The organism is Pseudomonas sp. Marseille-Q5115 (assembly GCF_916618905.1).
In the GTDB taxonomy this organism is placed as follows: Bacteria; Pseudomonadota; Gammaproteobacteria; order Pseudomonadales; family Pseudomonadaceae; genus Aquipseudomonas; species Aquipseudomonas japonica_A.
Genome location: NZ_CAKAKI010000001.1, coordinates 1765730 through 1784172, shown reverse-complemented (window position 1 = coordinate 1784172; position 18443 = coordinate 1765730). Strand labels below are relative to the sequence as shown.

Annotated in this window: 20 protein-coding genes; 17 read left to right on the top strand and 3 right to left on the bottom strand. The window is 64.9% G+C overall.

The window, feature by feature from the left end:
- The first annotated feature begins 61 nt into the window (after positions 1 to 61).
- Both LG385_RS08335 and LG385_RS08330 read left to right on the top strand, forming a co-directional pair.
- Positions 62 to 805 carry a GGDEF domain-containing protein gene (locus tag LG385_RS08335; protein ID WP_225773878.1) on the top strand — a complete coding sequence of 248 codons (744 nt, stop codon included), beginning with the start codon at positions 62 to 64 and terminating at the stop codon, positions 803 to 805.
- A gap of 104 nt (positions 806 to 909) precedes the next feature.
- Positions 910 to 2019: a major royal jelly family protein gene (locus LG385_RS08330; protein ID WP_225773877.1), complete on the top strand. Its 1110-nt coding sequence runs from the start codon at positions 910 to 912 to the stop codon at positions 2017 to 2019.
- 12 nt (positions 2020 to 2031) lie between these two features.
- On the opposite strand, the gene LG385_RS08325 is transcribed toward LG385_RS08330, so the two are convergent.
- Positions 2032 to 2469: a rhodanese-like domain-containing protein gene (locus tag LG385_RS08325; RefSeq protein WP_225773876.1), complete on the bottom strand. Its 438-nt coding sequence runs from the start codon at positions 2467 to 2469 to the stop codon at positions 2032 to 2034.
- A 93-nt stretch (positions 2470 to 2562) separates the two neighbouring features.
- Between LG385_RS08325 and ftrA the strand changes: the two genes are divergently transcribed.
- Entirely contained in the window at positions 2563 to 3564 is a 1002-nt protein-coding gene (gene ftrA, locus LG385_RS08320; RefSeq protein ID WP_225773875.1) for a transcriptional regulator FtrA, read from the top strand.
- Here the strand turns inward: ftrA and LG385_RS08315 are convergent.
- Entirely contained in the window at positions 3536 to 4681 is a 1146-nt protein-coding gene (locus tag LG385_RS08315; protein ID WP_225773874.1) for a zinc-dependent alcohol dehydrogenase, read from the bottom strand. The genes ftrA and LG385_RS08315 overlap by 29 nt on opposite strands.
- A gap of 202 nt (positions 4682 to 4883) precedes the next feature.
- On the opposite strand from LG385_RS08315, the gene LG385_RS08310 reads away from it, so the two are divergent.
- A complete protein-coding gene (locus LG385_RS08310; protein ID WP_225773873.1) occupies positions 4884 to 5168 on the top strand; it encodes a hypothetical protein in 285 nt (94 codons plus the stop codon).
- Between the two features lie 133 nt (positions 5169 to 5301).
- Here the strand turns inward: LG385_RS08310 and LG385_RS08305 are convergent, their stop codons facing one another.
- On the bottom strand, positions 5302 to 5469 hold the full coding sequence (locus LG385_RS08305) for a hypothetical protein (protein WP_225773872.1): 168 nt from the start codon (positions 5467 to 5469) through the stop codon (positions 5302 to 5304).
- 142 nt (positions 5470 to 5611) lie between these two features.
- On the opposite strand from LG385_RS08305, the gene LG385_RS08300 reads away from it, so the two are divergent.
- Genes LG385_RS08300 through LG385_RS08240 form a run of 13 tightly spaced genes read left to right on the top strand, consistent with a single transcriptional unit; the run spans position 5612 to position 18203 of the window.
- Positions 5612 to 6610, top strand: a complete 999-nt coding sequence (locus LG385_RS08300) for a COX15/CtaA family protein (RefSeq protein WP_225773871.1) — start codon at positions 5612 to 5614, stop codon at positions 6608 to 6610.
- 12 nt (positions 6611 to 6622) lie between these two features.
- Complete coding sequence (locus LG385_RS08295) at positions 6623 to 7279, top strand: cytochrome c3 family protein (protein WP_181111821.1); 657 nt, start codon at positions 6623 to 6625, stop codon at positions 7277 to 7279.
- 4 nt (positions 7280 to 7283) lie between these two features.
- Positions 7284 to 10199 (top strand): TAT-variant-translocated molybdopterin oxidoreductase, encoded by a 2916-nt coding sequence (locus LG385_RS08290; RefSeq protein ID WP_225773870.1) that lies wholly within the window; start codon positions 7284 to 7286, stop codon positions 10197 to 10199.
- Positions 10199 to 11548 (top strand): NrfD/PsrC family molybdoenzyme membrane anchor subunit, encoded by a 1350-nt coding sequence (gene nrfD / locus LG385_RS08285; protein ID WP_225773869.1) that lies wholly within the window; start codon positions 10199 to 10201, stop codon positions 11546 to 11548. Before LG385_RS08290 ends, nrfD begins: the two co-directional genes overlap by 1 nt.
- Positions 11545 to 12078 (top strand): DUF3341 domain-containing protein, encoded by a 534-nt coding sequence (locus LG385_RS08280; RefSeq protein WP_225773868.1) that lies wholly within the window; start codon positions 11545 to 11547, stop codon positions 12076 to 12078. The genes nrfD and LG385_RS08280 overlap by 4 nt, the downstream gene beginning before the upstream one ends.
- A complete protein-coding gene (locus LG385_RS08275) occupies positions 12075 to 12614 on the top strand; it encodes a c-type cytochrome (RefSeq protein WP_225773867.1) in 540 nt (179 codons plus the stop codon). The genes LG385_RS08280 and LG385_RS08275 overlap by 4 nt, the downstream gene beginning before the upstream one ends.
- Positions 12611 to 13585, top strand: a complete 975-nt coding sequence (locus LG385_RS08270; protein ID WP_225773866.1) for a hypothetical protein — start codon at positions 12611 to 12613, stop codon at positions 13583 to 13585. The genes LG385_RS08275 and LG385_RS08270 overlap by 4 nt, the downstream gene beginning before the upstream one ends.
- A complete protein-coding gene (locus tag LG385_RS08265; protein ID WP_225773865.1) occupies positions 13575 to 13955 on the top strand; it encodes a hypothetical protein in 381 nt (126 codons plus the stop codon). Before LG385_RS08270 ends, LG385_RS08265 begins: the two co-directional genes overlap by 11 nt.
- Positions 13952 to 14752 (top strand): SCO family protein, encoded by an 801-nt coding sequence (locus LG385_RS08260; RefSeq protein WP_225773864.1) that lies wholly within the window; start codon positions 13952 to 13954, stop codon positions 14750 to 14752. Before LG385_RS08265 ends, LG385_RS08260 begins: the two co-directional genes overlap by 4 nt.
- Positions 14749 to 15696 (top strand): cytochrome c oxidase subunit II, encoded by a 948-nt coding sequence (gene coxB, locus LG385_RS08255; protein WP_225773863.1) that lies wholly within the window; start codon positions 14749 to 14751, stop codon positions 15694 to 15696. The genes LG385_RS08260 and coxB overlap by 4 nt, the downstream gene beginning before the upstream one ends.
- Positions 15693 to 17306 carry a cbb3-type cytochrome c oxidase subunit I gene (locus tag LG385_RS08250; RefSeq protein WP_225773862.1) on the top strand — a complete coding sequence of 538 codons (1614 nt, stop codon included), beginning with the start codon at positions 15693 to 15695 and terminating at the stop codon, positions 17304 to 17306. The genes coxB and LG385_RS08250 overlap by 4 nt, the downstream gene beginning before the upstream one ends.
- Positions 17293 to 17937, top strand: a complete 645-nt coding sequence (locus tag LG385_RS08245; RefSeq protein ID WP_225773861.1) for a cytochrome c oxidase subunit 3 — start codon at positions 17293 to 17295, stop codon at positions 17935 to 17937. The genes LG385_RS08250 and LG385_RS08245 overlap by 14 nt, the downstream gene beginning before the upstream one ends.
- Positions 17934 to 18203: a hypothetical protein gene (locus LG385_RS08240; RefSeq protein ID WP_181111811.1), complete on the top strand. Its 270-nt coding sequence runs from the start codon at positions 17934 to 17936 to the stop codon at positions 18201 to 18203. The genes LG385_RS08245 and LG385_RS08240 overlap by 4 nt, the downstream gene beginning before the upstream one ends.
- Positions 18204 to 18443 lie beyond the last annotated feature (240 nt).

Here is an 18443-nt window from a genome sequence, read left to right as displayed (position 1 = left end):
ATCCATATGCTATCGTCTGGGCCAATCGCCCAGGCCGTGCATGCGCACGGGAGGTAGCCCGTTGCCCGCCATTCGCAATCCCGTGCGTCGCAAATTTTTTGCCCTGTTGGGCTTCTCGGCACTCAACTGGGCCGGCATGAGCATCGCGGTGGCCTATGGCTGGGCACGAGCGGAAGCCTTGGGCCCGTCGGCGCGGTTCTGGTTGCACGGCGGCGCTACCCTCTGCGTGCTGTTGCTGCTGGGTTGGGTGTACCTGTTTCTCACCCTGCGCCGCGCGCTGCTACAACGCTCGAACCTTCTCAACCAGTATGCCTTCGAAGCCGAGCACGACCCGCTCACGGGCCTGATCAACCGACGCGGCTTCAACCTCCACCTGGACCTGACCTTGGCCCATGCTCGGCGCGAGCAGCGGGCCGTGACCCTCTTGTACCTCGACCTTGATGGCTTCAAGGCGATCAACGATCGCCATGGCCACGCCACGGGCGACCGGCTGTTGCATAGCCTCGCCGAGCGCTGGCAGGACACCGTACGCGATGACGAAGCCTTGGCCAGGCTAGGTGGGGATGAATTTGCGCTGTTGGCCTACGGTAGCGGGCCCGGTGTAGAGGTACTGGCGCAGCGGCTGATAGACCTGGCCGTGGGCCCGCTGCTGGAAGACCATCCCGACAGCCTGGTAGGGGTGAGTATCGGCATGGCGGTGTTCCCTGACCATGGCGATGACCGCCGCAGCCTGATCAATGCAGCCGACCGCGCCATGTACGCCGCGAAAAGCCAAGGCAAGCGGTGCTTCTGTTGGGCGCAATGAACGGGTACCTCCCATAGGGTGCGAGGCCATCAGCGCCGGGCATAAAAAAGGAACTCCAACCGGCGCGGCTGGCTCAACCCAGTGACCGCCCACAGGAGTTACCCATGGCCCGAAATAACCGTTTCGCCCTTTGCGCCGCCGCAGCGTTGGTCAGTAGCCTCACCCTGGGCCAGGCCGCGATTGCCGCCCCCACCTATAAACTGGAAAAAGTCGCCGAGTTCGATCATCAGGTAACAGGCGTCACGGCCAGTGAAAGCGGGCGGATGTTTGTGAACTTCCCGCGCTGGACCGAAGACACCGAAACGTCAGTGGCCGAGCTGCTGCCCAATGGCGATCTCAAGCCCTTCCCCGATGCCAGCTGGAATGCCTGGCGCAACGCGCGACAGGACAGCATGACGCCAGGCGCCCACTGGGTGTGCGTGCAATCGGTGGTGGCCGACAAGCGTGGCAGCTTGTGGGTGATTGACGCCGGGGCGCCGGCCCAGGCCCAGGTGGTGCCGGGCGCGCCCAAGCTGGTGCAGATCGACCTGGCCAGCAACCGCGTGGCCAAGGTGTACCCTTTCGGCCCGGACATCGCCCCACAGGGCAGCTATCTCAATGACGTGCGCCTGAGCCCGGATGGCAAGTTCGCCTATATCACCGACTCCGGCACCAGTGGTGCAATCGTTGTGCTGGACCTTGAAACCGGCAAGGCGCGGCGCGCGCTCGATGGCGCCCCCAGCACCCAGTTCGAGAAAGGCGTGATGGTCAAGGTGGACGGCAAGCCGCTGCGGCGCCCGGACGGCCGCGGCGTGCAGTTTTCGGCGGACGGCATTGCCCTGTCGGCCGACGGCGGTACGCTCTATTGGCAGGCCGTGAAAGGCAACACGCTTTACAGCATCGACACCGCGGCCCTGCGTAGCGCCAACCTTGCCGAGCTTTCCGGCAAGGTGCACACCGTGGGCGAGAACGGCCCGGCCGACGGATTGTTGCTCGATGCCGAGGGGCGGCTTTATATCAGCTCCGTCGAGGATCACTCGATCAAGGTTCGCCAGGGCAGTGAAGTGAAGGTATTGCTCCAGGACAAGGACATGCGCTGGCCGGATACCTTCACCCAGGGCCCGGACGGCACTGTATACGTGACCGATTCTCGGATACCCGACATGAGCTTCTACAACCCGAAACAGGGCCCTGCCCTGGAAACCACGCTGTACAAGATCACCGCCAAGGACTGACCGACCGCTGCTTCAGGCACACCCACAGGCCAATGTCGGGTTGGCCGCTACGCCGGCTGGCGTGCTCAAGGCAAAGCCTTCATCCAGCCAGCCGGTGATCCCGCCGAGCATTTCCTTGACCGTGAAGCCCAGTGCAGCCAGGCGCACCGCAGCCCGATGTACACCGTTGCAATGGGGGCCGGCGCAATACACCACGAAAAGCGTACCCGCGGGGTACCCGGCCAGCCGTTCGCGGGTGAGCGTGCGATGCGGCAGGTTGATCGCCCCTGGAATATGGCCGGCGGCGTAAAGGTCCGTGCTGCGCACGTCCACCAGCACATAGTCCACCTCTGCGGCTTGCTGGCTGGCGTACACGTCCGAGCAATCGGTTTCGTACGCCAGGCGGTTACTGAAATGCATCAACGCAACGGAGGGCAACGCGGCGGGCGTGTGGCTGACGAGGCTTGGCATCGTGTGTCTCCTGGGTTCTGAGGCGCCTACTGTATTTCCATCGGCACTCCGGCTACAGTGGCGGCTTCGACATCCATCGGTAAGTTTCCGCCAATGAACACTTCCCCCGGCCTTGTCGCAATCCTGGCTTATGACGGCCTTTGCACGTTCGAATTTGGCATCGCTGTCGAGATCTTTGGCCTGGCGCGCCCGGAATTCGATTTCCCCTGGTACAGCCATCGCATCGTGGCCGCTGACAGCGGACCGATGCGCGCGATGGGGGGTATCCAGGTCATCGCAGACGTGGGCCTGGACGCACTGGCCGAAGCGGATACCGTGGTGATCCCGGGCTGGCGCAACCGCGATGAGCGCCCGCCAGCGGCCTTGCTCCATGCCATTCAAGCCGTCCATGCGCGGGGAGCCCGGCTGGTGTCCATTTGCTCCGGGGTATTTGTGTTAGCGGCCGCTGGACTGCTCGACGGCCAGCGGGCCACTACTCACTGGCGCTATACCGACGAGCTGGCCGAGCGTTACCCCGCCATCGAAGTGGACCCGGACGTGTTGTACGTGGACGCCGGGCAGATCATCACCTCGGCAGGCAGTGCCGCCGGCATCGATGCCTGCCTTCACTTGGTAGCCCGGGACTTTGGCACGGCGGTGGCCAACAGCGTGGCGCGTCGGCTGGTGATGGCCCCGCAGCGGGCCGGTGGCCAGTTGCAGTTCATTCCGGCGCCAGTGGCGCGCAACAGCCGCAACGACCTCGCCCAGGTACTGGAGTGGGCCCGGCAGCAACTGCATAAACCCCTCAGCGTGGCGGCCATGGCCGATCGTGCGCTGATGAGCGAACGCACCTTCTTGCGGCGTTTCACCGAAACCACTGGCCTGGCGCCCAAGGCCTGGCTGCAGCAGTCACGGCTGGCGCTGGCGCGAGAACTACTGGAAGGGACCACGCTGCCGCTGGAGCGGCTGGCCGAGCGCTGCGGGTTCGGCTCAATCGAGAGCTTCCGCCTGGCGTTCCGCAAGCACAGCGGCCTGGCCCCCTCGGCCTACCGAGAGCGGTTCGGCAAGGCACGGGGGCCCTCGATACCTATGCCTCGGGCTGAAGCTTTACCTTGATCCAGCCAGTCTCGTGGCGATCGAATGCCTCGAAGGCGCCCACGGCGTCGGTCAGGGGCTCGGCCTGGCTGAGCACCTTGGCGGGGTCTACGCGGCCAGCCAGGGTCAGCTCGATCAGCTTGGGAATGTACTTGCGGTGATGGCAGTTACCCATGTTGAGGGTAAGGTTCTTGTTCATGGCCGCCCCGATGGGGAAGGTATCGAACCCTGGCGGGTACACGCCGATGATCGACAGCGTGCCGGCTTTCGCCAGCCCCTCGATGGCCCATTGCAGTGCTTGCGCGGGCGCATCGCCCGGTTGCCATTGGGCGTGGGTATGGCTGTGGTCGCCGTGTGAGTGGTTCGCGTCGATGCCCACGGCGTCGATGGCACGGTCTACGCCTATGCCTGACGTGAGCCGCTGCAAAGTCTCGACGGGGTTCTCTTTCTCGAAGTCGATAATCTCAGCGCCCAGTTCGCGGGCGCGCTCCAGGCGGTCGGGCAAGCCGTCGATGGCGAACACCCGCCCGGCCCCCATGAGCTTCGCGCTCACGATGGCGAATAATCCAACCGGCCCGCAGCCAAACACCGCCACGCTGTCGCCGTCCTTGATCTCGGCCATCTCTGCGCCGAACCAGGCGGTGGGGAAAATATCCGACAGAGCAATGGCCTGGTCGTCACTGATGGCGTCCGGGAGTTTGATCAGGCCGATGTTGGCGTAAGGGATGCGTGCTTTCTCGGCCTGCAACCCATGGAATGGCCCCGTGGCCTTGGGCCCGCCGAAGAATGACGTGCCTGCCGACTTGCCGTTGGGATTGGCCACATCGCATTGAGCGAAATACCCCGCCCGGCAATAGGAACAATTGCCGCACGCGATGGTGGACGGAATCACCACACGGTCCCCGACCTTGAGGTTTCGCACGTCGTCACCCAGCGCTTCCACAATCCCGACGCCTTCATGGCCAAGAATGGTGCCGGGCTGCATGTCAGGAAAGCTGCCGCGAATAAAGTGCAGATCAGTGCCGCAGATGGCCGATGCGGTGAGGCGCACGATGGCGTCTGTGGGTGCTTGCAATTGCGGGTCTGGGACATCGTCCACACGGATGTCGCCCTGGCCGTGAAATACGACTGCTTTCATGAGTCACCTCCTTCGAAGCGGATGATCGAAAACACGTTTCGGTAGAGGCGACGCGCGCCCGCGGAGTTTGAAAAAAACCGCACACCGCAGACCGATGGTCGGTTCACAAACAGGGAACGCGAAGGCGCGTTCACCGGTCGGTTGAAGTGAGCCTGGCGAGGCCTGTAGAGCGGCTCGCCTGCCAACCCTGAAGGAGAAGTTGATGAATATTTATAAAACTGCCATGGCTGGCCTGGTGCTGGTTACCTCGCTGGCAACCGCAAACGCATACGCCGAAGACACCGCGAAGGAAAAGAAAGACACCGGCGTGCATACCGAAATTCGCTCCGGCGCGGCCGAAACCCCTGCGGACGTGAAGGGCAAAGGCGGTGGCATCCTTGACATGGGCCCCGTGAAGCAACGCCCGGAAGATCAGAAATCCGGGAAATCGGAGAAAATGTACGACAACCAGTACGAAACCGATCGCACCAAGAAAAAGGCAGAGTGACCTGAGCCCTGCCCGGGTTCTTGAACGCGTTCGTAGCGATATCTGGCAAATGGCCTAAGCTTGCAATCAGGCCGCCCGGGGCGAGGCGGCCAGCGGTAAGGCTGTGCCGCCCATACGCTTCGAATACGCAGCTTCAGCGATGAGGCAGCACATTCGGATCGGCCACCGGATCTACCCAGTCTTCCGGGCGCTTGTCGCTGTCGGGAGGCCCGCTTGGCACTGGCGCTTGCGCAGGCGTCGCGGGGTCAGGGTTACCCGGTACCGCAGCGGGGTCAGCAGAGGGTTGCAGTGGATCCGGCATGGCGGCGCACTCCAATATGGCTTGGTATGAAAAGCCTGTTTTCGGGAGACCGTTGCCCCCTGCCCACGTTCAATCTTCGATGGAGCATTACCCGTTTCGCTGCGGTCTAGGAGTACTACCGCCCGAAACATGAGGTAATACAATGCCCCGCCTCCAGCCGTCGCTTGCATTGGGTATCACCCTCCTGGCCTTGCTGGTGGTGCTGCTGGGCGCCTATACCCGGGTCACGGGTTCCGGGCTGGGTTGTCCGGATTGGCCAGGCTGCTATGGCAGCATCGGTGTGCCGGATGGCGCGCCCGCGGCCGTGCAAGCCTGGACGGAGATGATCCACCGCTATGTGGCGGGGAGCTTGATGGTGCTGGTTACCCTCCAGGCCTGGCTGAGCTGGCGACGTAGCGGCTGGCGCGAGCCCGCAGCCTTGATACTGCTGGCGGTGGTCACGTTTCAGGCGATGCTGGGGATGTGGACAGTCACCCTCAAGGTATGGCCGCAGGTCGTGACCCTTCACTTGTTGGGCGGCGTCACTACGCTTTGCCTTGCCTACCTTCATTTTCGCCGGCTGCAAGCCAACGCACGCCCAACAGGCAGCCCGCCCCGCTTGCGCCATCTTGCGTGGCTGGCGCTGTTGGCCCTTGGCGTTCAAATCGCCCTCGGCGGCTGGGTAAGCACCAATCACGCCGGCGCCATCTGCCCCTCGATGCCGGGGTGTGGCGCGGTCGCCTGGAGCGCCCTGGACTTCTCCAATGCCGTGCAACTGGGCCAACCCGTGGGGCCAAGCTACCTTGCCGGTAACCTTGGCCTGAACGAGCGCGCTGGGCTGCACATGCTGCACCGCCTCGGCGCGGTGGCGTTGCTGGTGATCCTGGCCGCGCTTGCCTGGGGCTTGTATCGCCGCGGCCTGCGCCGCCCGGCAGTGGCGATAGTGCTCGCTGGCCTGGCCCAGGCCGTGCTCGGCCTGCTTGGCGCCCTGCTTGCCACTCCAATTCCCTTGACCCTGGCGCATACCGGAGGCGCCGCTGTGCTGGCGCTGCTCTTGGTGGAAGTGAACCACCGCCTCAACCTTGCCGCGCAGGCAGCCGACCGAGGCGAAGCGCCCGCGCGCTGGCTGCCGCGGCCTTCGCTGCTGCGCGACGCACCGTGACCGGCGGCGCCCATGGGACAGATATTCTCGCGCGGCGCGGACCTGTGGCTCCGCCTTGGGCTGCTCGGGCTGTTCGGTGGGCTGGCCACGGTATTTCTCTGTGCCACGCTGCTGGCACGCTCGGATTACGCCACGTTGCGCGGGTGGACCATCGACCAGCCGGTGCCCTTCTCCCACCAGCATCACGTAGGCGGCCTCAAGCTCGATTGCCAGTATTGCCATACCAGCGTGGCCACCAGCGCGCAGGCGACGTTGCCGCCCACCGAAACCTGCATGACCTGCCATTCCCAGGTGTGGACCAACGCCGACCTGCTGGAGCCGCTGCGCCAGAGCCTCACCCGCAACCAGCCGCTGCACTGGAACCGCGTGGCGCAGTTGCCCGATTACGTGTACTTCCATCACGACGTGCACGTGACTGCGGGCGTGGGCTGCGTGGAGTGCCACGGCCGGGTGGACACCATGCCGCTGATGCGCAGGGCCGAGCCTTTCCAGATGCAATGGTGCGTGGACTGCCACCGGGACCCGGCGCCACGGTTGCGGCCGCGCGAGGCGGTCACCCAGATGGACTGGCAAACCCGCGAGGACCGTCGCGAACTGGGCCAGCGCCTGCTGCGCGAGTATCACATCGATACCCGCGACCTGACCTCTTGCAGCGTTTGCCACAGGTGAAGCCATGACCGTGCGCACCTTCGACCCCCAGCTTCCCGGCAGCGAACCGAACGACGCCAGCGGCTTGCGCTACTGGCGTAGCCTGGACGCGTTGGTGGACTCACCTGAAGCACTGGCGCGTCTGGAAGCAGAGTTCCCCGAGGCGGCGACGCCTGAGGGCATGGACCGCCGGCGCTTCCTGCAACTGATGGGCGCTTCGCTGGCATTGGGCGGGCTGGCGGCCTGCGGGCCGGCGCCAGACACGGCCGTGCCTTATGTGTTCCAGCCGGAAACGATCGTCCCCGGCATACCGCGCTGGTACGCAACGTCAGTGTGCCTGGGCGGCTACGCACAACCGGTGCTGGGCCGTACCCACGTGGGCCGGCCCACAAAGTTGGAGGGTAACCCTGACCATCCCGCCAGCCTGGGCCGCTGCGACGCCTTCACTCAAGCGGCGATCCTGCGCCTGTACGACCCCGACCGCGCCCCGGCGCCGCGCAACAAGGGCCAGGAAAGCAGCTGGCAAGCCTTTGCCTTGCACCAGCAATCAGTGCTGCCGGCCCTGGACGCCCAACACGGCGAAGGTTTTCACGTACTGATCAGCGGCAACACCTCGCCCACCCTGGCGCGCCAGCTGGAAGCGTTCAAGGCGCGCTGGCCGAACATGCGCACCTATCGGCACGAGCCCTACGAAGGCCTGCGTTACGAAGCGTCCCAGGCAGCGTTCGGCCGCCCGCTTGAAACCCGCTTGCATCTCGAAGCTGCGGAATGGGTGGTTGCCTTCGACGATGACCTGCTCGGCCCCGGCCCGTGGCAAACCGCCCATGGCGTGGGCTGGGGCCAACGGCGTGCCGCCGCAGCCGGCGGTAACGGCGAGGCCCGGCTGGTGGTGCTGGAACCGGGAAGCAGCCTCACTGGCGCCAATGCCACCGAGCGCAAGCGCATCGCCCCCGGCGAACAACGGGCTTATGTGCAGGCATTGGCGGCAGCCTTGGGCGAAACACCCGCTGGCGCCCCGTTGAGCGCTGAAGATCAGCAGTGGGTGCAGCGCCTCGCCGAGGGCCTGACGGCGCGCAAGGGCCGTTGTCTGATCACTGCGGGCGCCTATGCGCCCATCGATGTGCAAGCGGCGGTGCACCGGTTGAACGCTCGGCTCGGCAACGTGGGCCGTACCCTTAGCTATACCGCGCCGATACCCTTGCTGAGCCTGGCGGGCGCGCCGATGGAAAACCTCCCCGCGCTGGCCCAGGCCATCCGTGACGGGCAAGTGCAAACGCTGCTGGTGCTGGACAGCAATCCCGCCTTCAACGCTCCCGGCGAGCTCGACTTTGCGACGCTTATGGAAAAGGTGCCGCTGCGCCTGTGCGCCAGCCTGTATTACGACGAGACCGCTGCGCTCTGCCATTGGCACCTGCCCCTGAGCGACGCGCTGGACAACTGGAACGACGCCCGCGCGGTGGACGGCAGCCTGTGCATCCAGCAGCCGCTGGTATCGCCCTTCTATAGCGGCAAGGCTTTGGCCGAAATCCTTGCGCTGTTCGCAGGAGAAGCGAGCGCCGACGCGCTCACCGAAGTACGCAAAACCCACGCTGCGCTCAACAACGACACTTGGCGCAAGGCGTTGGAGTTGGGCTTCGTGCAGGGCAGTGCATTACCGGCCATTGAAGCCGAAGCCGCCCCCCTGCGCTTGCAAGCCGAGCCACCCGCTCAAGGCCTGCAGGTGATCATGCGCCCCGACCCGACCGTATGGGATGGCCGCTTTGCCAATCTGGGCTGGCTACAGGAATTGCCCAAGCCGATCAGCCAACTTACCTGGGCCAACGTGGTCGCCATGGCGCCCGCGCTCGCCAGCGAACGGGGCCTGGCCAATGGCGACCACGTGACGGTAGCCATAGCGGGCAAGTCCGTCACCGGCCCGGTGTGGATCATGCCCGGCCAGCACGAACATACGCTGGTGTTGTATGCCGGCCACGGCCGCCACCGCGCAGGCAAGGTTGCCGACGGCGTGGGCTTTTCCATCACCCCGCTACAAACGGCCTTGTCGCCGTTCCAGCGCGGCAGTGCCGAGTTGACAGCGGTAGGTGAGCACCAGCGCCTGGCCAGCACCCAGTTGCAGCATGACATGGGCCCCACCGATTTGATCCGCCAGTTCACCCGTGACGAATTGGCCCACCCGCCGGCCACGCCTGAGCCACAACCGTCGCTGTACCCGCCGATCCCCGCCAGCGACACCCGCTGGGGCATGCTGATCGACCTCGACCAGTGCATCGGCTGCAACGCCTGCGTGGTCGCGTGCCAGGCGGAGAACAATATTCCCGTGGTAGGGGTGGACGAAGTACTCAAGGGCCGGCAGATGCACTGGCTGCGGGTGGACCATTACTACGAAGGCGCGCCCGAAGCACCCGCTTCGCACTTCCTGCCAGTGCCGTGCATGCACTGTGACCAGGCGCCCTGCGAGGCCGGCTGCCCGGTGAACGCCACGGTGCACGGCACCGGCGGGCTGAACGAGATGGTCTACAACCGCTGCATCGGCACCCGGACCTGTTCGTCGTTCTGCCCCTATAAAGTGCGCCGGTTCAACTGGCTGGACTGGACCGCCGAGGACAGCGCCTCGGTCAAGGCCCAGCGCAACCCCAACGTAACGGTGCGGGCCCGTGGGGTGATGGAAAAATGCACCTACTGCGTGCAGCGCATCAGTGAGGCGCGGATCACCGCGCGCAAGGAAGGCCGCGCCGTGGCTGACGGCGAAGTGGTCACCGCCTGCCAACAGACCTGCCCCACCCAGGCCATTACCTTTGGCAACCTGGCCGACAGCGGCAGCCGCGTAAGCCAGGGCAGAAACTCGGTGCGCCACTACGGGCTGCTCGAAGAACTGAATACCCGGCCCAAAACCACCTACCTCGGGGAAATCAACGATACCCCTGCAGCGGAGGACAGCTGATGGCCGATACCCCGCACTTCCTGCCCCTGGACATGCCCGCGGGTGCGGTGACCGCGCAGGTGATGGACATTCCGTTGCGGTTCACTCAACGCCGCCGCTGGTGGATGCTGCTCGGCGCCTGCTCCACTTTGCTGGGCATATTCGTGATCGCGGTGATCGTGCTGTTCACTCGTGGGGTGGGTGTGTGGGGCAGCAACACGCCGGTGAATTGGGCGTTCGACATCCTCAACTACATCTGGTGGCTGGGGATCGGCCATGCAGGCACCTTCATCTCGGCGCTGCTGCTGTTGATGGAACGGCCGTGGCGCAACTCCCTCAACCGCCTGGCCGAACTGATGACCCTGATGGCAGTGTGCTGCGCCGGGCTGTACCCGATCATGCACCTGGGGCGGCCGCAGTACTTCTACTGGATCGCGCCCTACCCCAGCACCCTTGGCCTGTGGCCTCAATTCAAAAGCCCGACCGCCTGGGACTTCTTCGCCGTGCTCAGCTATCTGCTGGTGTCGGTCCTGTTCCTCTACATCGGCGCCATACCGGATTTCGCCGCCGCGCGCGACCGCGCCAAGGGCCGCGGGCAGCAGGTGGTCTATGGCATTCTCGCCATGGGCTGGCGCAATGCCGCGACCCACTGGCGCTACTGGCACCAGGCGTATCGGGTGATCGCCTTGCTGGCAGTGCCACTGGTGTTCTCGGTGTCCAGCGGCTATTCGTTCCTGCTCAACCTGGGGCTGGCGGCAGGCTGGCACTCCACAGTGTTCCCGCCCTACTTCGTGGCCGGCGCCGTGTTCTCCGGCTTTGCCCTGGTGGCCCTGCTGGCCTGCGGCGTGCGCCGATTGCTGTTGCTCGATAACCTTATTACAGCGCGCCACCTGGACATGCTCGGCCGGCTGATCCTGGCCACTGGCTGGCTCACCGCCTACGGCTACCTGGCGGATATTTTCATGGCGTTCTACTCCGGCGAGGCCCAGGAGCGCGAGGTGACTTTGGCACGCATGGTCGGCCCCACCGCATGGAGCTTCTGGCTGGCGATTTTCTGCAACGTAGTGGTCCTGCAAGCCCTGTGGTGGCCCTGGGTACGCCGCCACGCCGGCTGGCTGAGCCTGATCGCGCTGGCGGTGCTGGTGGGCATGTGGTGCGAGCGCTACATGTTGCTGGTAACGCCGCAAACCCGGGACTTCATGCCCTCGGCCTGGAGCGATGCCTACAGCCCCACCTTCTGGGAAGTGGCGCTGTTCATCGGCACGTTCGGGGTGTTCGGCGTGCCGTTCTGCCTGTTCCTGCGTTTCGTGCCCATGGTGTCGGCCTTCGAAGTGAAGCAGGCGCTGCACCGTAGCCGGGAGGGCGCATGAAGACCGAGCCTACCCCCTACGGCCTGCTGGCCGAATTCCACAGTGCCGAGGCGTTGATCGATGCTTGCGAAAGCGCGCGGGCAGCGGGGTATCGGCGGCTGGAAGCCTTCAGCCCCTTCCCGCTGGAAGAACTGGACGCGCCGCTGGGGCTGATCGACCGCCGGGTACAGGCGTTCGCCATCGTCGGCGGGGTACTGGGCGCGGCGTGCGGTTTTGGCCTGCAAGTGTATGCCAACCTGGATTACCCACTGAACATCGGTGCCCGGCCATTGATCGCGCTGCCGGCTTTCATGGTGATTACCTTCCTGCTGGCCGTGCTTTTCGCCTGCCTGGCTACGGTGCTCGGCCTGTTCATGCTGTGCCGGCTGCCGCGGTTGCACCACCCGCTGTTCGATGCCAGCGCCTTCGCCGGTGCTTCCGACGACCGCTTCCTGCTGTGCCTGCTGGCCGACGATGTCCACTTCCACCTGGCCGATACCCGCGCCTGGCTCGCCGAGCGGGCCGAGTCGGTCACGGAGGTGTGGCAATGAACGCGCTGCTGCGGGCCGGCCTGATACTGGCCGTTCTGGTGAGCATGGTGGGGTGCGACAACCTCGAGCGCCAGCGCAAGTCCCGGGACCAGGCTGCCAGTGACTTCTTCCCCAACGGCCAGGTGCAGCAGGTACCACCACGCGGCACCATCGCCCGCGGGGATGGCGCCCGCCAGCAAACCCTGGCTACTCGCCCGACCATGACCCCCGAACTGCTGCAACGGGGCCAGGATCGCTATCAGGTGTATTGCACGCCCTGCCACGGGCTGGCCGGCGACGGCCATGGCACCGTGGTAGCGCGTGGCTTCCCCGCCCCGCCCGACTTCACCGAGCCCCGGCTGCTGGCGATGCCCGACGGTTACTTCGTCAACGTGATCACCAATGGCTACGGGCAGATGTACAGCTACGCCGCCCGGGTAGCGCCGGCCGATCGCTGGGCCATCGCCGCGTATATCCGCGCGTTGCAACTGAGCCGCCACGCGCCTGCGGGGCAGCTCTCGGCCGAAGATCGCCAGGCCTTGGGGGCAGCGCCATGAACCGCACACCCTTGCTGGCACTGCTCGGCGTGATCGCCGTGCTCGTGGTGGGCGCCTTCTTCGACGGCCGCGGCGTGCTGGGCGCCGGGCTTAGCGCGGCGGTCACCAGCGTGACCCTGGCGCTGGGCTGCGTGCTGTGGCGCCTGCTGATGCCGTTGATTCGGGGCCAGTGGCGAACCACCCTCACCCCCAGCCTGGCGATCGGTATGGCCAGCTTGCCCTGGGCATTGCTGGGCTTGCTGGTTCTGGTGCCGGCCGCGTGGCTGTTGTACCCCTGGAGCCAGGCGGGGGCCGAGGGCTTTCGAGGCTTCTGGTTGCACCCGTTGAGCTTTGTAGCGCGGGTGCTGATTTATGCCGGGCTGTGGTGGTGGCTGGCCAGCTGGGTGAATCGTGGCGTGGGCGAAGCGCGGGCGGGGCTGGGCCTGATCGTGCTGGTGCTCAGTCTATCCGCAGCGGGCATCGACTGGCTGATGAGCCTGGATGCCGAGCTGGCGTCGACCATCTTCGGCTTGTTCTTCGTGCTGCGGGCGGTGCTGATGGGCCTCGCCTGGGCTGGGCTCACCAGCGGCCCGCATAGCCAGCGGCTGCTGCGCGGGCTGCTGGTGGGTGCCTGCATCTTCTGGGTGTACCTGCAATTCATGCAGTACCTGATTGTGTGGGCCGGCAACCTCCCGCGAGAAATCCACTGGTATCTGGAGCGCACGGCCCACGGTTGGGGCGCGTTTGGCGGGCTGCTGGCACTCACCCAGGCGATCCTGCCGCTGGTGCTGCTTACCCTACCGTGGGGCAAGCGGCCGCGGGCGCTGCGCTGGGCCAGCGGCTTCACGCTGTTCAGCGGCTTTGTGGAAAGCGCCTGGCTGGGCCTGCCCTCGGTCGGGCTGGCGCCTTCGGTGTGGCTGCCGCTGGCCTGGCTGGCCTGGGCCGGGGCAATCGCTTCGCTCACCTTGTGGAGGCGCCGTCATGAAGCATGATCAGCCCAGGGTAGAGCCTGATGCCATTTCGGTGCGCGGCATCCTGTGGACCGGCGCTGGCTTGCTGGTGATGCTGCTGGTCAGTGCCACGGTGATCGCCGTGATCATGCATTACTACCCGGTGATCTATCAGCGCAACCAGCCTCCTCTCACCCAGGTTGAACAGCAACGCGCACCGCCGCCCAAGCCAAACCTGGAAGTGAACAGCCCGGCCGAGGGCGAACATGTCGTTACTGCGGGCCGGGAAAAACTGCAAGGCTACGGTTGGGTACCCGGGCAGCCCGGCGTGGCGCATATCCCCATTTCCCGCGCCATGGAGATGCTCGGCCAACAGGGTTGGCCATCACAAAAGCCGGGCGGTGCGCCATGATTCGCCCAGCGCTGTGGCTATGCATCCTTTTGCTTGCGCCGGGGTTGGCCGGTGCGGTGGAGGGCAAGCTCGTGTCGCCGTTTGCCGCCGCAGGCATCGATGACCACCTGGGCAAGCACCTGCCGCTGGATGCGCCCTTCACCGACCAGCACGGCGCGGCCGTTACCCTGCGCCAATACAGCGGCAAGCGGCCAATGGTGGTGGTGCCGGTGTACTTCACCTGCCCCAACGTATGCTCGGCGCAGCTGGCCAACCTGTTCATGCTGCTGGCCGCGCTGGACTACCGGCCCGGGCGGGATTACGAGCTGGTGGCATTCAGCTTCAAGCCGGAAGAAACACCCGCCGATGCCGTCGCCCAGCTCAATGCCCTCGCCCGCCGTTGGCCCGAACTGGCGAACAACCCGGCTGTGCATTTCCTGGTAGGCCCCGAAGCCTCAAGTGCAGGGCTGGCCCGGGCCATGGGCTTCCGTTATCGGCTGGACCCACAGCTCGGTGAATACGCGCACACGTCCGCCATCGCCGCCGTCACCGCAGACGGCACCCTCGCCCGCTGGCTGTACGGGCTGGGCTATCAGGCCAGCGACCTGCGCCTTGCCCTGACCGAAGCGGGCCAGGGCAAGGTAGGCAGCCTGGGCGATCAGCTGCTGTTGCTGTGCTTCCACTACGACCCCCGCACTGGCGCCTACGACAACCTTGTGATCAAGGCGCTTCAGGTTGGCGGTGTGCTCACCTCGCTGCTACTGGGCGGGGGCATTGCCATCGCGGTGATGCGTGAACGCAGGAGGGCGACCGGGTGAACGGATTCTTCGCACACATGTGGCCGATGGCCGGCTCCGCCTACGCCAGCCGGGTGGACTGGATGGTGATGACGTTCACCGGCGTGATGCTGTTGTTCGTGGTGCCGGTGGTGGTGTGCCTGATCGTATTCACCTGGCGCTACCGCGAAGGCCGCGAGGCGGTGCGCAACAGTACCGCCATCGGCAACCACAAGCTGGAGATCGCCTGGATTGTAATCCCGTTCATTGCGGCGATGATCCTCTTCGGCCTGTCGGCGCGGCTGTTCTTTGAAGCGCGCACACCGCCGGTGGATGCGCTGGAAATCCAGCTCACCGGCAAGCAATGGATGTGGAAATTCCAGCATGCCAGCGGTCAGCGCGAGCTGAACGCGCTGCACGTGCCCGCGGGGCGGCCGATCAAGCTGAACATGATTTCCGAGGACGTGATTCACAGCTTCTACATCCCTGTGATGCGGGTGAAGCAGGACGTGCTCCCGGGCCGTTACACGCAGATGTGGTTCCAGGCCGACCAGCCGGGCACCTATCAAGTGTACTGCGCGGAATTCTGCGGCACCGACCACTCCGCCATGCTGGCCAAGCTGGTGGTGCAAACCCCAGCCGATTACACCCGTTGGCTAGGGGTGGCCGATGCGCCCGGCAGCCTGGCCGAACAAGGCGAGGCGCTGTACCAGCAAATGGGTTGTAGCGGGTGTCACGGGCCGTCGGCGGCAGTGCATGCGCCCAAGCTCGAAGGCTTGTATGGCCGGCCGGTGCCGCTGGCCGACGGCAGTGTGGTCACCGCCGACGCCAGTTACCTGAGGGACTCGATCCTGCTGCCGCAAAAGCAGGTAGCCGTCGGCTACGCGCCGATCATGCCCACCTACAGCAACGTACTGGACGAGGACGCCGTAGTGCGCCTGGTCGCCTACATTCAATCCCTTGGTAACACGGAGCCGCCTCGATGAACGCCCACACCCCGGTGCCCAGCTATCTCGAGGCCGGCCACAGCCTGCGCTCCTGGCTATTGACCACGGACCACAAGCGCATCGGCGTGCTGTACATGCTGGCGGTGACGTTCTTCTTCTTCATCGGCGGGCTGGCTGCGGGGGTGATCCGGGTGGAGCTGCTTACGCCAGAGGGGGATGTGCTGTCCTCCGACGGCTACAACCGCGCCTTCACCCTGCACGGGGTGATCATGGTGTGGTTCTTTCTCATCCCGTCGATTCCGTCGGTGCTGGGCAATTTTCTGGTGCCGCTGATGATCGGGGCCAAGGACATGGCGCTGCCGCGGATGAACCTGGCCAGCTGGTACCTGCTCATGGGCGGTGGGTTGTTCACCCTTTTCGCCCTGCTGGCGGGTGGCGTCGATACCGGCTGGACCTTCTACACGCCGCTGTCCACGATGTTCAGCAACGGCCATGTGGTAGCGGTGATCGTTGGCGTGTTCGTGACGGGCTTTTCCTCGATCTTCACCGGCATCAACATCGTGGTGACGGTGCACACCATGCGCGCGCCGGGCATGACCTGGTTCCGCCTGCCGCTGTTCATCTGGGCGTTGTACGCCACCTCGGTCATTTTGATTCTCGCCACGCCGGTGCTGGCCATTACCTTGGTGCTGATCGCCGCCGAGCACCTGTTCAAGATCGGCATCTTCGACCCCGCCCTGGGCGGGGACCCCTTGCTGTTCCAGCACCTGTTCTGGTTCTACAGCCACCCGGCGGTGTACATCATGCTGCTGCCTGGCATGGGCGTGGTGAACGAACTCATCACCGCGGCGGCGCACAAGCGGGTGTTCGGCTACGGCTTTATCGCGTTTTCCAGCATCGCCATCGCCATTCTGGGGTTCATGGTGTGGGGCCATCACATGTTCGTGGCCGGGCAGTCGATGTATGCCAGCCTTCTGTTCTCGCTGCTGAGTTTTCTCATCGCCATCCCCTCGGCCATCAAGGTGTACAACTGGACGGCCACCCTCTACAAAAGCCGGCTGGCGATCACCGCGCACTTTCTCTATGGCTGCACCTTTATCGCGCTGTTCCTGCTGGGTGGCTGCGCCGGGCTGTTCGTGGCGCTGCTGGCGGCGGACTTGCATGTGCATGACACCTACTTCGTGGTGGCGCACTTCCACTACATCATGGTCGGCGCGGCGGTGTCGGCGTTCTTCGGCGGGCTGCACTTCTGGTGGCCGAAGATCACTGGGCGCATGTACCCCGAAACCTTGGGCAAGCTGGCGGCGATCCTGATTTTCCTGGGGTTCAACCTCACCTTCCTGCCGCAGTTCATACTGGGCTACGACGGCATGCCGCGCCGGTATCACCATTACCTGCCCGAATACCAGGTGCTCAACGTGCTATCCACCGCGGGTGCTGGGGTGCTGGCAGTGGCCTACATGATGCCGTTCTGTTACCTGCTGTGGTCGTGGTACCGGGGGCCCATTGCCCCAGCCAACCCGTGGGGCGCCGCCGGGCTGGAATGGAAGGTAGCGTCGCCGCCGCCGGAGCATAATTTCGAGCACATTCCCACCGTGGACTTCGAAGCCTACGATTACCCGCCGGAGGCCACCCATGGCCGGGATTGAACGGGCCGTTACCGAGCAGTTCGTCAGCGAAGAACAACGCCGCGAGGCGGTGCATCAGGGCATGTGGTTGTTCCTGGCCACTGAAACCATGATGTTCGGCGTGTTGCTGTTCGCCGCCACCTACTTCCGCCTCGCGCACCCGGCCGCCATTGCCGAGGCGGTAGAGCACTTCCACTACCTGCTCGCAGGGGTGAACAGCGCGTTGCTGCTCACCAGCAGCCTGACCGTTACCCTCGCTTTGTACGCCGCCCGAGCCGCCAACCGCCGCAGCGTGCAGAACTGGCTGCTGGTGGCCAGCGCCCTGGCCGCAGCGTTTCTGGTACTGAAGGGCTTTGAATACCACAGCGAATTTGAGGAAAAACTGCTGCCCGGCCAGGCGGATAATCCCTTGCAGGCGCCGGCGGCAAAGATGTTCGTAGGGCTGTACCTGGTGATCACCGGCGTGCACGCCCTGCACGTGACGGTGGCAATCCTCTTCGCCCTGGGCATCTACTGGCGGCTACAGGTCGGCCGGCTGCGCATGCCCGAACGCTACCTGTTACTGGAAACCTTCGCCCTGTATTGGCACGTGGTCGACATCATCTGGATCTTCGTCTACCCCACCCTTTACCTGATAGGGAGGCCTGCATGACACTGCCTCGCTTGCTCCTCGCCTACGCCGCCGGCATGGCGCTGCTGGGCATTACCATCGCCATCGCCATCTCCCCCCTGCCCTTGCGCCCGGTATGGATGTTCGCGTGCGCCACCCTCGAAGCCGTGCTCGTGCTCGGCTGCTTTATCGAACTGCAACGCAGCAGCCCACTGGTACAGGTGTTCGCGCTGGGCACTGTGTTTTTCTTCCTGATCCTGTTCGGGATGACGCTGATGGACCTGTGGAAACGGATGGGGGGTGGGTAGGGTTTGGCTTGACCCTGGGGCCCGCTGCTCGGAAAATGGCCGCAGATTTTCACGCTCAAGGCGCCTCGGCGGGAGCGAATTTTCGATACCAGGAGGCTAAATGATCAATGTATCCATCGCTATCGTCAGAGAAAGCAACAAACGACTCTCTTCCGGCAGAACGAGCGCACCCACACGCTCAGCCCGGTTGTCCAAGGAGATGATCAATGGGATGTTGAAGCGGGCTTACGAACGCCTGTC

What these genes read in the sequence shown, in the direction of transcription:
- LG385_RS08330 (WP_225773877.1), top strand. Translation starts at nt 910, where the DNA reads ATGGCCCGAAATAACCGTTTCGCCCTTTGCGCCGCCGCAGCGTTGGTC.
- LG385_RS08325 (WP_225773876.1), bottom strand. Translation starts at nt 2,469, where the DNA reads ATGCCAAGCCTCGTCAGCCACACGCCCGCCGCGTTGCCCTCCGTTGCG.
- ftrA (WP_225773875.1), top strand. Translation starts at nt 2,563, where the DNA reads ATGAACACTTCCCCCGGCCTTGTCGCAATCCTGGCTTATGACGGCCTT.
- LG385_RS08315 (WP_225773874.1), bottom strand. Translation starts at nt 4,681, where the DNA reads ATGAAAGCAGTCGTATTTCACGGCCAGGGCGACATCCGTGTGGACGAT.
- LG385_RS08310 (WP_225773873.1), top strand. Translation starts at nt 4,884, where the DNA reads ATGAATATTTATAAAACTGCCATGGCTGGCCTGGTGCTGGTTACCTCG.
- LG385_RS08305 (WP_225773872.1), bottom strand. Translation starts at nt 5,469, where the DNA reads ATGCCGGATCCACTGCAACCCTCTGCTGACCCCGCTGCGGTACCGGGT.
- LG385_RS08300 (WP_225773871.1), top strand. Translation starts at nt 5,612, where the DNA reads ATGCCCCGCCTCCAGCCGTCGCTTGCATTGGGTATCACCCTCCTGGCC.
- LG385_RS08295 (WP_181111821.1), top strand. Translation starts at nt 6,623, where the DNA reads ATGGGACAGATATTCTCGCGCGGCGCGGACCTGTGGCTCCGCCTTGGG.
- LG385_RS08290 (WP_225773870.1), top strand. Translation starts at nt 7,284, where the DNA reads ATGACCGTGCGCACCTTCGACCCCCAGCTTCCCGGCAGCGAACCGAAC.
- nrfD (WP_225773869.1), top strand. Translation starts at nt 10,199, where the DNA reads ATGGCCGATACCCCGCACTTCCTGCCCCTGGACATGCCCGCGGGTGCG.
- LG385_RS08280 (WP_225773868.1), top strand. Translation starts at nt 11,545, where the DNA reads ATGAAGACCGAGCCTACCCCCTACGGCCTGCTGGCCGAATTCCACAGT.
- LG385_RS08275 (WP_225773867.1), top strand. Translation starts at nt 12,075, where the DNA reads ATGAACGCGCTGCTGCGGGCCGGCCTGATACTGGCCGTTCTGGTGAGC.
- LG385_RS08270 (WP_225773866.1), top strand. Translation starts at nt 12,611, where the DNA reads ATGAACCGCACACCCTTGCTGGCACTGCTCGGCGTGATCGCCGTGCTC.
- LG385_RS08265 (WP_225773865.1), top strand. Translation starts at nt 13,575, where the DNA reads ATGAAGCATGATCAGCCCAGGGTAGAGCCTGATGCCATTTCGGTGCGC.
- LG385_RS08260 (WP_225773864.1), top strand. Translation starts at nt 13,952, where the DNA reads ATGATTCGCCCAGCGCTGTGGCTATGCATCCTTTTGCTTGCGCCGGGG.
- LG385_RS08250 (WP_225773862.1), top strand. Translation starts at nt 15,693, where the DNA reads ATGAACGCCCACACCCCGGTGCCCAGCTATCTCGAGGCCGGCCACAGC.
- LG385_RS08245 (WP_225773861.1), top strand. Translation starts at nt 17,293, where the DNA reads ATGGCCGGGATTGAACGGGCCGTTACCGAGCAGTTCGTCAGCGAAGAA.
- LG385_RS08240 (WP_181111811.1), top strand. Translation starts at nt 17,934, where the DNA reads ATGACACTGCCTCGCTTGCTCCTCGCCTACGCCGCCGGCATGGCGCTG.